The sequence below is a fragment of the Streptomyces sp. NPDC028289 genome, from assembly GCF_055565975.1.
Map to the genome: position 1 here is coordinate 384,886 of NZ_JBVHTI010000002.1, position 11,538 is coordinate 396,423.

9 protein-coding genes are annotated in these 11,538 nt (G+C 69.0%); 5 read left to right on the forward strand and 4 right to left on the reverse strand.

Annotated elements, in window-relative coordinates; all coding sequences use genetic code 11:
- Positions 1-119: 119 nt before the first annotated feature.
- Positions 120-3,038, reverse strand: coding sequence for a glycoside hydrolase family 48 protein (locus ACZ4UV_RS09685; RefSeq protein WP_451021664.1), 2,919 nt, complete (start codon positions 3,036-3,038; stop codon positions 120-122).
- Between the two features lie 278 nt (positions 3,039-3,316).
- Here ACZ4UV_RS09685 and ACZ4UV_RS09690 point away from each other — a divergent pair, with 278 nt between their 5' ends.
- Positions 3,317-4,792, forward strand: a complete 1,476-nt coding sequence (locus tag ACZ4UV_RS09690; RefSeq protein ID WP_467837150.1) for a cellulose binding domain-containing protein — start codon at positions 3,317-3,319, stop codon at positions 4,790-4,792.
- Between the two features lie 67 nt (positions 4,793-4,859).
- Positions 4,860-6,581 carry a glycoside hydrolase family 6 protein gene (locus tag ACZ4UV_RS09695; protein WP_467837153.1) on the forward strand — a complete coding sequence of 574 codons (1,722 nt, stop codon included), beginning with the start codon at positions 4,860-4,862 and terminating at the stop codon, positions 6,579-6,581.
- 120 nt (positions 6,582-6,701) lie between these two features.
- On the opposite strand, the gene ACZ4UV_RS09700 is transcribed toward ACZ4UV_RS09695, so the two are convergent.
- On the reverse strand, positions 6,702-7,514 hold the full coding sequence (locus ACZ4UV_RS09700; protein ID WP_467837155.1) for a phytanoyl-CoA dioxygenase family protein: 813 nt from the start codon (positions 7,512-7,514) through the stop codon (positions 6,702-6,704).
- A gap of 87 nt (positions 7,515-7,601) precedes the next feature.
- Between ACZ4UV_RS09700 and ACZ4UV_RS09705 the strand changes: the two genes are divergently transcribed.
- The gene (locus tag ACZ4UV_RS09705) at positions 7,602-8,519 is read left to right on the forward strand and encodes a class I SAM-dependent methyltransferase (protein ID WP_451022557.1); all 918 of its coding nucleotides are present in this window, start codon (positions 7,602-7,604) and stop codon (positions 8,517-8,519) included.
- A gap of 77 nt (positions 8,520-8,596) precedes the next feature.
- Here ACZ4UV_RS09705 and ACZ4UV_RS09710 read toward each other — a convergent pair whose 3' ends face one another.
- The gene (locus ACZ4UV_RS09710; RefSeq protein WP_451022556.1) at positions 8,597-9,292 is read right to left on the reverse strand and encodes a glycoside hydrolase family 75 protein; all 696 of its coding nucleotides are present in this window, start codon (positions 9,290-9,292) and stop codon (positions 8,597-8,599) included.
- A gap of 227 nt (positions 9,293-9,519) precedes the next feature.
- Here ACZ4UV_RS09710 and ACZ4UV_RS09715 point away from each other — a divergent pair, with 227 nt between their 5' ends.
- Complete coding sequence (locus tag ACZ4UV_RS09715) at positions 9,520-10,131, forward strand: hypothetical protein (RefSeq protein WP_390034385.1); 612 nt, start codon at positions 9,520-9,522, stop codon at positions 10,129-10,131.
- Positions 10,132-10,216: 85 nt separating this feature from the next.
- Here ACZ4UV_RS09715 and ACZ4UV_RS09720 read toward each other — a convergent pair whose 3' ends face one another.
- A complete protein-coding gene (locus ACZ4UV_RS09720) occupies positions 10,217-11,053 on the reverse strand; it encodes an aldo/keto reductase (RefSeq protein WP_390034384.1) in 837 nt (278 codons plus the stop codon).
- A 333-nt stretch (positions 11,054-11,386) separates the two neighbouring features.
- On the opposite strand from ACZ4UV_RS09720, the gene ACZ4UV_RS09725 reads away from it, so the two are divergent.
- Positions 11,387-11,527, forward strand: a complete 141-nt coding sequence (locus tag ACZ4UV_RS09725; RefSeq protein WP_351500046.1) for a pyrroloquinoline quinone precursor peptide PqqA — start codon at positions 11,387-11,389, stop codon at positions 11,525-11,527.
- Positions 11,528-11,538 lie beyond the last annotated feature (11 nt).

The window sequence follows — 11,538 nt, forward strand, 5'->3', positions numbered from 1 at the left end:
CCGCGCCCCGAAAGGGGCGCGGGACTGCGTTTGATATGCGGCTACCGCCGCGCGGGCGCGACCAGCCACAACGGACCCGCAGCCGAACACGGCCCACCCCGCGGAGCGCCCGGCGGGGGCTATTCGAGAAGCTCCGCGTACGACCCCATGGCCAAGGCGATGTCCGCCTGGGCCCAGAACCGGTGATACGTGAAGACAGGCGCGGCCCCGCCCGCCAGATAGCTCTGGATCTTCGACCACGCGGGATCGTTTTGGTAGAAGCTCCGCAGCGACGCGAACGTCGATGACGAGTTGACCGCGTCCCCGTTCGGCATCTTCCCGCTCCATCCGCTCGGCACGTACACGCTGTCGTCGAAGCGGTTGTAGTCGGCCCGCGTCTCCGGCACCGCGATCCCCAGGCTGTCCTGGTAGTTGTTCCACATGCCGTCGAGCAGCGCCTTGGCCGTCGACTTCGCCGTCGCGTCACCGGACCTGGCGGCGTAGTACGTCAGCGTCTTCGCGTACGCGGCGGCCACGCCCACGTCGTTCGTGTAGTCGGAGACCGTGACGTGAAGTCCGCTGTTGGAACCGGGACTCGACGCGTTCCAGGTGTCGGGCTGCCCCGACCACTGGAGCGTCGACGGGACCAGATACGTTCCGTCCGGGTTGATCGTGGTCTTGGACAGCGCCCACGCCACCCACTTGTCGAGGATCGTCTTCGCCGTGGCGTTGCCGGTCTGCTGGTAGTACTCGGCGACCCGCTCCATCGACCAGGCCTGGAAGCCGAACCACTGGTTGGACGGCGGGTCGTGGTAGACCGGCTCCCAGTCGTAGTACATGCCGTAGAAGGTCGACGTACCGGACGGCGGGCTCGCGTACCGCCCCTGCCAGCTGTTGGTCGCACCGCCCGCGATGGCGCCCTCGGACGACTGGAGCCAGCGGTAGAACTCCAGCTGCCGGGTCAGGGACGTGCCCCAGTCCGCCGCACCCGTGGCCGACTTGGGCTTCAGGTCGGCGTACGAGCTCAACGCGTAGGCGGCCAACGGGTTCTGATAGCCGCCGTGCACATGACTCGACCCGATCCGCCACGCCCATCCGGCACTGTTGTCGGTCGCCCCGCCCCACGCGTAGTACCAGGAGAGCAGGTAGTCCGAGGCGTCCTTGCCGGTGCCGGCCGCGCAGGTCGTCGGGCCCACGCAGTTGCCGATCTTCTTGAAGTACTTGTCGTACATTGCGTAGCGCAGGTAGTCGCCCATCTTCGCCGCCTTGCCGACGGTCGCGGAGACGTCGCCGCCCTTGCCCTGCTCCTTCGCCCACACGTCCGCCCAGTACGCGGCCTGCACCGCACGCGCGTCGGCGTCCGGGGCGTCCGTGTACTTCCACTGCCTGGCGTAGGACGAGTCGCCGGTGAACAGGTCCAGGTACCCGTTCGTCCCGCCGTACTTGAAGGCGTCGCAGGTCGGCTGCGGGACCGTCTCCCACACCGACTCCTGTGGACCGCGCTGGAAGGTGTTGATGTACGACGGACCGTCCGCGGTCGGCCCCGCCTCGCACCCGCCGCCCGGCGTGTCACCGTAGCCGTAGACGTTGTCGACGTCCTCCAGCCAGTGCATGCCGTACACGTCGTCCGTCCCGTATGCGGACTTCAGCTCGGCGGCGATCGGATCCGATCCCACCGACACCGACGTGTCCAGCTTCGCCGGGTACTCGTTCGGCGTGTCCAGCTCCGGTGCGTACGTGGCCGGTTTGGACGCGTTGTAGAAGGAGTTGGTCGGCTGGTCGGCGTGGGTCGGGATCATGTACTTCTCCATGAGAGCCCATGCGCCGTTGAACTTGGACCAGTCGCCGGTGACCTTGCCGTACATGGCCTGCAGCCAGAGAAGGTAGCTGTACGCCTCCGACGTGGTCTCGTGGCCCTGGTCCGGAGCCTCGACGATCAGCGTCTCGACCGAGTGGTAGGGGATGCCCTCGGGGGAGAAGTAGCCGTTCGCCGGGTCGGTGATCTTCCCGTAGAGGTCCAGGAACCGCGCGTCGTACGCGCTCGACGCGGCCAGCTCGGTCACGGTGACCGTGGCGCCGGTGTAGCCGGTCGCCGACGCCGTGAAGGTCGCGGTGCCGGTACCGGCGGAGTCCGCGGCCACCGTCACGTTCTGCGCGGTGCTCCAGTTGGAGGGCGTGAACGTGAGCGACGATCCGGCGCTCACCGAAAGGCCGGTGTTGCCGGCCGTGCGGGCCACCGACACCGTCACGTTGGCGGTCGGCTGCTTCGACAGGCTCACCCCGAACCGGCCGGTCGCGCCCTGCTGGATGCCCAGCTGGGTCGGTGAGGCCACCACCGCGGGACCCGAGGCGACCGTGATGCCCACCGGTGTCGAGGACGCGGACGCGCCCAGGCTGTCGTACGCCTTCGCCACCAGGGAGTGACTGCCCACGGTCAAGCTGGAGACCGAGAGCGAGTACGGCGCCGACGTGTCGGTGCCCAGCAGCGTGGTGTCGTCGTAGAACTCCATCTTGCTGATCGTCGCGCCGTCGGCCGCCGCCGCGGTCGCCGCCAGCGGGACCGCGTCGCCCTGGGTGTAGACCGCGCCCGCGCTCGGGCTGGTCAGCACGGTGATGGGCGGCTGGTGTGCGCCGGCACAGGTCGTGCCGTTGATCGCGAAGCCCGTCGGGGCCGCGTTGCTGCCGGTGTACGAGAACTGGGCGCCGGTCGACACCGCCGCGCCGGCCGCGATCGTGCCGTTGTACGACGCGTTCTGCACGGTGACCGAGGTGCCGGACTGGGACCAGGTGCCGTTCCAGCCGCTGACCAGCTTCTGGTTGCCGGTGTACGCGTACGTCAGCGTCCAGCCGTTGATCGCGTCCGTACCGCGGTTGGTGAGGGTGAGGTCGGCCGTGAAGCCGGTGCCCCAGTCGTTGGTCTTGTAGTCCACGCTGCACTGAACGGTCGCCGCCTGGGCGGGAGTCGTGCCCGTCGCGAGCATGGACAGCGGCAGGGCGAGGGCCGCGACGACGGCCGTCCACAACCGTCGCACGGCTCGGCGCCTCCGCCCGGGATGCAGGGCATATCCGGGTCGCATGTGCTGGTTCCTCCTTGCGCTTGCGGCTCGGGGAGAAGTCAAGGCTTGAACCAGTGGGAGCGCTCCCATAGTGGAGACGTGGCATGGTGCGGTCAAGGCCGTTGAAGAGTCGAAAAGATTCGACGGACCCCGCTGAGGAAAGTCAAGCAACGCCCCTGTTCTTTGCCCGCACTTGGCGCTACCTTCCTTCGCACCAGTGGGAGCGATTCCGTTCAGTCGACGCGTCCGTCACGACGCGCCCGAGCTGCAAGGAGTCGCTCATGCGACACCCCCCGCGTTCAGTTCTTTTAGCCGTCACCGGTGCGGTCGCCCTCGTCGGGGCCGCACTGGTGCCGGTGGTGTCGGCGTCCGGTGCGACGCCGGTCTGCACCGTGCAGTACGCGGTCACCAGCCAGTGGGACACCGGTTTCCAGGGCTCCGTGACCATCACCAACAACATGGCCTCCATGAGCAGTTGGAGCCTGGGCTTCGACTTCGCGAACGGCCAGAAGGTCACCCAGGGCTGGAACGCCAAGTGGTCCCAGTCCGGTACGACGGTCACCGCCGTCAACGAGAGCTGGAACGGCTCCCTCGCCACCGGCGCAAGCGTCAGCACCGGGTTCCTCGGCTCCTGGTCGGGGAGCAACGCCGAACCGACGGCGTTCAGGCTCAACGGCACGACGTGCAACGTCGCCTCCGAACCCACGCCGACCCCGACGCCGACCGAGCCGCCCGCCACCGGGTCGGCCCCGGCCCTGCACGTCTCCGGGACCAAGCTCGTGGACGCCGCCGGCACGGCCCACCGCCTCCTCGGCGTGAACCGCTCCGGCGGCGAGTTCATGTGCGTGCAGGGCTACGGCATCTGGGACGGCCCGGTGGACGACGCGGCGATCAAGGCGATCGCCGACTGGAAGGCCGATGCCGTCCGCATCCCGCTCAACGAGGAGTGCTGGCTCGGCCTGTCCAACGTCAAACCCGAGTACGCGGGCGCCAACTACATCAACGCGGTGAAGGACCTGGTGGCCCGGGTCGAGTCGTACGGCCTCACGCCGATCCTCGATCTCCACTGGTCCTACGGGCAGTACACCGGAAACTCGGCCGGCTGCTCCGACGTGCACGCCACCTGCCAGAAACCGATGCCGGACGCGCAGTACAGCCCGTCCTTCTGGTCCTCGGTGGCCGGCACCTTCAAGGACGACCAGGCGGCCGTCTTCGACCTGTTCAACGAGCCCTACCCGGACCGGGCGACCTCGACGGCCACCCAGGCCTGGCAGTGCTGGCGGGACGGCGGCACCTGCCCGGGCATCGGCTACGAGGTCGCCGGGATGCAGGACCTGGTGGACGGCATCCGGGGCGCCGGCGCCAGGAACGTCATCATGATCGGCGGGCTCGCGTACTCCAACGACCTCAGCCAGTGGCTGACGTACAAGCCCACCGACCCGGCCGGCAACCTCGTCGCCGCCTACCACGGCTACAACTTCAACACCTGCGCCAGTGAGAGCTGCTGGAACTCCACCCTCGCCCCGGTCGCGGCCCAGGTTCCGCTGGTCGCCGGCGAGATCGGCGAGAACACCTGCTCGCACGCGTTCGTCGACCAGGTCATGAAGTGGTTCGACGACCGGGGCCTCTCCTACCTGGGCTGGACCTGGAACACCTGGGACTGCTCCTCCGGCCCCTCTCTGATCTCCGACTACAGCGGTACGCCCACGGCGTACGGCGTCGGACTGCGCGACCACCTGCGGGCCATCAACCCGTAACCACCTCCACCGAAGAAGCACCTCCACCGAAGAAGCACCTCCACCGAAGAAGAAGGAACCCGCACTCATGAGTCGTACCAGAACAGCGGTTCTCGCCGCCCTGGCGCTCGTCGCCGGGGTGTCCGGGCCGGCGGTCGCCGTGACCCCGGCCGCGGAGGCGGCGATCTCCGCGATTCCCTGCACCGTCGACTACAAGATCCAGAACGACTGGGGCTCCGGCTTCACCGCCGCCGTCACGGTCACCAACAACTCGGCGGCGAAGTCGAGTTGGTCGGTGAAGTGGTCGTACGCCGGAAACCAGCAGGTGAGCAGCTACTGGAACACCAAACTCACCCAGAGCGGCACCGCCGTCACCGCCAACAACGAGTCCTACAACGGCGCGCTGGCGACGGGCGGTTCGGTCAGCTTCGGGTTCAACGGGACCTACAGCGGCACGAACGCGATTCCGGCCTCCTTCACCCTCGACGGCGTGACCTGCAACGTCGACGACGGCACCGGCAGCGGTGGTGGCGGGGGTGGCAACGGCGGCGGCTCCGGTACCCGCGTCGACAACCCGTACTCCGGCGCCAAGGTGTACGTGAACCCGGAGTGGTCCGCGAAGGCCGCCGCCGAACCCGGTGGCACCCGCGTCTCGAACCAGCCCACCGGCGTCTGGCTCGACCGCATCGCCGCGATCAACGGAACCAGCAGCAGCATGGGGCTGCGTGCCCATCTCGACGCGGCGCTCGCCCAGAAGGGCAGCGGCGAGGAAGTCGTCCAGCTGGTCATCTACGACCTGCCCGGGCGCGACTGCGCGGCCCTCGCCTCCAACGGCGAGCTCGGCCCGACGGAGATCGACAAGTACAAGACGCAGTTCATCGACCCGATCGCGGCGATCCTCTCCGACAGCAAGTACGCCTCGCTGCGGATCGTCACCACCATCGAGATCGACTCGCTGCCCAACCTGGTCACCAACACCGGCAGCCGGGCCACCGCCACCGCCAACTGCGACACGATGCTCGCCAACGGCAACTACGTGAAGGGCGTCGGCTACGCGCTGGCCAAGCTCGGTGCGATCCCCAACGTCTACAACTACCTCGACGCCGGGCACCACGGCTGGCTCGGCTGGGACGACAACTTCGCCCCGGCGGCCAACCTCTTCAAACAGGCGGCCACCAGCGAGGGCGCGACCGTCGACGACGTGCAGGGCTTCATCACCAACACGGCCAACTACAGCGCCCTGAAAGAGAACAACTTCACCATCAACGACACGGTGAACGGCACCTCCGTCCGCCAGTCCAAGTGGGTCGACTGGAACCGCTACGTCGACGAGCTGTCCTTCGCCCAGGCCTTCCGCACCGAACTGGTCTCGGTCGGCTTCAACTCCGGCATCGGCATGCTGATCGACACCTCCCGCAACGGCTGGGGCGGCAGCGCGCGGCCGACCGGTCCCGGCGCGACGACCAGCGTGGACACGTACGTCGACGGCGGCCGCTACGACCGCCGGATCCACGTCGGCAACTGGTGCAACCAGGCCGGAGCCGGCCTCGGCGAGCGCCCGCAGGCCAGCCCGGCCGCCGGGATCGACGCCTACGTCTGGATGAAGCCTCCGGGTGAGTCCGACGGCTCCAGCAGCGCCATCCCGAACGACGAGGGGAAGGGCTTCGACCAGATGTGCGACCCGACGTACACGGGCAATGCGCGCAACGGCAACAACATGTCGGGCGCCCTGCCGAACGCTCCGCTGTCGGGGCACTGGTTCTCCGCGCAGTTCCAGCAGCTGATGGCCAACGCGTACCCGCCGCTGTAGGCCCGTCGGCTGAGGCGAGATCGAGGCCGCGGGCCGTATGCGGCTGGTCGCGCAGTTCCTCCCCCAGCCTTCGGCCGGGGGTACCCCCAGCGCCCCTTGGGGCGCTGGGGTTCGCCGCAGTCATCCCGTGCGCGGCAGCCCCAGGCGGATGGTGTGCTCCACCGCCGAGTAGTCGCCGTCCGCCCGCTCCAGTTCGTAAGGGACGGCCGGCATCAAGGGCGGCTGGGCCATGAAACGGGGGCGGGTGCCGTGGTGGGGCTGGGCCGCGTGCACCAGGAAGGGGTGGCAGAGGTAGACGTCGCCGGGGCGGCCGGTGGCGTACGCGAGCGGGCGGTGCGCGGAGGCCTCGACGACCTGCGGGGCGATGTCCATCATCGAGACGCCGGCCTCGCCGTACGGTTCCAGGACCGCCGGGATGTCGAGGTGCGAGCCGACCCTGATCCGGGTGGGCGCGTCCTGTTCGGTCACCTCGGAGAAGAGGAACAGCATCAGCAGCGCGCGGTCGCGGGAGCGCAGGTTCGTGTAGTACCAGCGGGTCTCGACGCCGTCCGGGAGGTAGCTGCCCTCTATGTGCCACCCGGCGTCGTCCGGCTCCTCCGGGTGCGGGAACCGGAGCGGAAAGCTCCCCAGCGAATACCGGGGGACCCAACGCCCCTCGCCGACCAGCAGATCGAACGCCCTGTGCAGTGACACGGAGTTGGCCGCGGCCGCGAACGGGCCCTGAGCCATGCCGCCCACCCACACCACGGGGTCCTTCCAGCCGTCCGGGGTCTCCGGGTCGTACCCCGTCTCCCGCCACAGCAGCCGGGCGCAGTCCTCGGCGACGCGCGGTGGGAAGGCGCCCTCGATCTTCACGAAGCCGTCGGTCAGGAAGCGTTCCACGAGGTCGTCGTCCACGAGGTCATCGTGGACCGTCCGCCTTGCCGTCCGCATCCGGTTTTTTGCCGCACCGGCAACAGGACTGGCCCCCGGGCGGTGCGCCGTCGCACTCTGGCGGCATCCGGACGAGAGGCTGACCCCATGGCGCATGACCACCACCACACGGACACCCACAAGCACGCCCTCACCCACTCCCACGACCACGCCCACTCCACTACCGACATCGACTGGGCCGAGATGGCCGGTCACCTGGAGTCGCAGGCGGAGCTCTTCGCGCCCCTGTACGAGAGCGCGCTGAGCTGGCTCGGCAAGGAGGTCACCGAGCCGGGGCTGATCGTCGACCTGGGCAGCGGGCCCGGGGTGGTGTCGTGTCTGTTCGCCGAGGTCTTCCCGGGCGCCCGGGTGCTCGCCGTGGACGGCAGCGAGCCGCTCCTGGAGCGGGCCCGCGCCCGCGCCGAGCGGCTGGGCGTGGCCGACCGCTTCGGCGTGCTCGCCGGTGAACTGCCTGCCGTACTGGACCAGTTGGACTACCCGGCGGATCTCCTGTGGGCCGGGCACAGTCTGCACCACCTCGGCGACCAGCGGGCCGCCCTCACCGCCTTCGCCGAGCGGCTGGCGCCCGGCGGCACGCTGGCCATCCTCGAAGGGGGCCTGCCCGGCCGCTTCCTGCCCCGCGACATCGGCATCGGCCGCCCCGGGCTCCAGGCGCGGCTGGACGCGCTGCAGGAGGAGTGGTTCGCGCAGATGCGCGCCGAACTGCCCGGCTCGGTCGCCGAGACCGAGGACTGGCCGACGCTGCTGTCCTCCGCCGGCCTCAAGTACGCCCGTACCCGCAGCTTCCTGATCGACCTGCCCGCTCCCCCCTCCGACCGGGCCCGCGCCTACGCCGTCGAGATCTTCTCCCGCTTCCGCGACACCCTCACCGACGAACTCCACGCCGACGACCGCGCCACCCTGGACCGCCTCCTCGACCCGGCCGACCCGGCGAGCCTGCACCGCAGGTCCGACCTGTTCGTCCTCGGCGTCCGCACGGTGCACACCGCGGTACGGCCCGCCTAGCAGGAACGGCCCGGTACCGTGCGGTACCGGGCCGTCCGCCCTCCCCGGGCCGGTGGCGCCGCGACAGCGCCTGGGCGTCAGTTGTTGGCGAGGAACTGCTTGGCCAGCTGGTCGCCGAGGGTCACCGCCGCGCTGTGACTCTCTATGGGGGACACCTTGGAGTTCTTGAACAGGATGTAGGTGACGCCGGAGTCGGCGCCGCCGGTCGCGGGGTCCGGGTCGATGCCGAGCGCCTTGGCGGTGGCGTACGAGGCCTCGCCGATGATCTTCGTGGGGCCGGTGTCGCCGACCACCGCGTACTCGACCTTGTTGTTGTAGATGACGGCGACCACACCGCCGCCCTTGATGCCGGCGCTGGAGTAGTTCCAGATGCTGCTGGAGCTGGGAACCACGATGTACGGCAGCGACTCGGCCTTGAGCGGCTTGCCGTCGGACTGGTGGAACGCGGTGTCGTCCTGGTACCAGGGGTCGCGGTCCTCGTTGCAGTTGGTGGTCCGCTGCCCGTCGCAGTCGATGTCCATGTCGGCCTTCCAGAAGACCGCGCCGTTCTTGCCGCACACGGGAATCGTCGCCGACGTCTCGTCGTCGGTCTTGTACTTGCCGCTGGAGATCTGGGAACAGGACGTCACCTTGGCGAGCAGGTCCGCCGCGCTGACCGAGCCCTCCTGGGCGGACTTCGGTGCGACGGCGCCGGACGCGCTCGCGGGCAGGACTCCGGCGGCGAGCAGCGCGGCCCCGGAGGCCGCGGCGAGGGTCAGTGTTCGGATGCGCACTGTGGGGGGTCCCCTTCTGTTAGGAAAGTTTCCTGACCGGGTGTCGTACAAGGTGGACCCGGCTGCATGTCCGCGTCAACCCCTGGATGTCAACTCGGTGATTTCTCGCGCATTGCGGTGATATGGGCCCCGCGGAACACTGGTGTGGCAGGACATTCCGGATATTTGCGCAGGAGCCGTGCGGAGGTCGAGCGGTGGCTCCAGTGGCTCCTGGGAGGCGAGGGGTCATGTTCGTACGCACGGTGTACGTCACCGGCGATCCGGCGAAGCTCGAGGCGGCCGTCAGGGCACTGAACAGCGAAGGGCGCGAACTGCTCGCGGAACGTCCCGAGTACCGGGGCGCGGGCGTCTTCATCGACCGCGAGCTGGGCAAACTGTTCGCGGTGAGCTGGTGGGGCACCGAGGCGGCCCGGCGCAACAGCGACCAGGTGATGCGCGAGCGGCGCAGGCCGATGCTGGAACCGTTCGCGGGCACCGTCGCCGTCGAGAACTACGAGGTCGCCGTCTTCCACTCCGTGCAACAGCCGAGAACGGGCGGCGGTATGCGCTCCACCCGGGTGGAGTTCGACCCCGCCGACACGGACCTGCTCGCCGAGACCTTCCGCTCCTCGGCGGTGCCCCGGCTGGAAGGGCTGCCCGGCTTCGCCCTGTGCTCCCTGTTCGTCGACCGGCAGCGGGGCCGGGGCATGGTCGGCTCGCTCTTCGTCGACCGCGCGTCGATGGTCGCCTCGCGTGCCGGCCAGGCCGAGGCGCGGCGCGCGGACACGGCCAAGGCGCGCGTGTCCGTGGTCGGCCTGGAGGAGTTCGAGGTCCTGCACGCCGATGTCCGCCCCGACTGACCCACCCCGCACGGGAGTCGGGGAACCCGAACGGCCGCCCCGGCGTGTCGACGACGGAACGGCCGCTCGTGAGCCGGGTTCCGGCTCAGCCCACGTCGAAGGTGGCCGGGTCCGGGCCGATGCGCCGGTCCTCGTTGAGTGCGCTGATCGCCGCGAGGTCCTCGGTGTCCAGGCTGAAGTCGAAGACCTGGATGTTCTCCTTGATCCGGGACGGGGTCACGGACTTCGGGATCACGACGTTGCCGAGCTGGATGTGCCAGCGCAGCACGATCTGGGCCGGAGTGCGGTTGTGCTTCTGCGCGATCGCGATGATCGCCGGCACCTCCAGGAGGCCCTTGCCCTGGCCGAGCGGTGACCAGGCCTCGGTGGCGATGCCCTGCTCCTCGTGGAACTCCCGGGACGCGTGCTGCTGCAGATGCGGGTGCAGCTCGATCTGGTTGACCGCCGGGATGACCGAGGTCTCCGCGATCAGCCGCTCCAGGTGCTCCGGAAGGAAGTTGGAGACACCGATCGCCTTGATACGGCCGTCGGCGTGCAGCTTCTCGAACGCCTTGTACGAGTCGATGTACTTGCCCCGGCCCGGCAGCGGCCAGTGGATGAGGTACAGGTCCAGGTAGTCCAGACCCAGCTTCGCCAGCGACGCGTCGAAGGCGCGCAGGGTGGCGTCGTACCCGTGGTCGGCGTTCCAGAGCTTGGTGGTGACGAAGATGTGCTCGCGCGGTACGCCGGACGCGGCGATCGCCTTGCCGGTGCCCTCTTCGTTGCCGTAGATCGCCGCTGTGTCGATGCTGCGGTACCCGGCCTCCAGCGCCGTGGCGACGGCCCGCTCGGCCTCGTCGTCCGGCACCTGCCACACGCCGAAGCCCAGCTGGGGCATCTCCACGCCGTTGTTGAGGATTTTCGGGGGGACCTTGCTGCTCACGAGCTCTCGATCCTTAGGTTGTCGACAGGTGGTACTCCCATCGTCAACGATCACCGGCCCCGACGCATTCCTGACCGCGGAATCTGCCGGAACTGACCGATGGGTCAGCCGCCGCGGGCGGAGATTGGCCGGAAATGCATCCGACGTTATGGGTCCGGACCATTGACCGCGGCCCGTTTCTGCCGGGACTCTGGTGCGCACGTCGGACGTATCGCTGAACCTGGTGCAGAGATGTGAACATCCCTGTGGGGTTCCCGATCGATCCCTGTGAACAGAGACACCTCTCTCTGCACTCTGAGACCCCCCAACCTCAGGAAAGCAGGTACCCACGCCATGAACGAGACGACCTCCGAAGACCGTCAGCCGGAACCCGCCGCCCCGCAGACATCGGATGAAAAGGTCTGGCGAAGCCCTGGTTACCAGGTCGTGGAGACCGCCCTGGAAGTGACCGGCTACGCCCTCGGCGACCGCTGATCCGCCCCGGG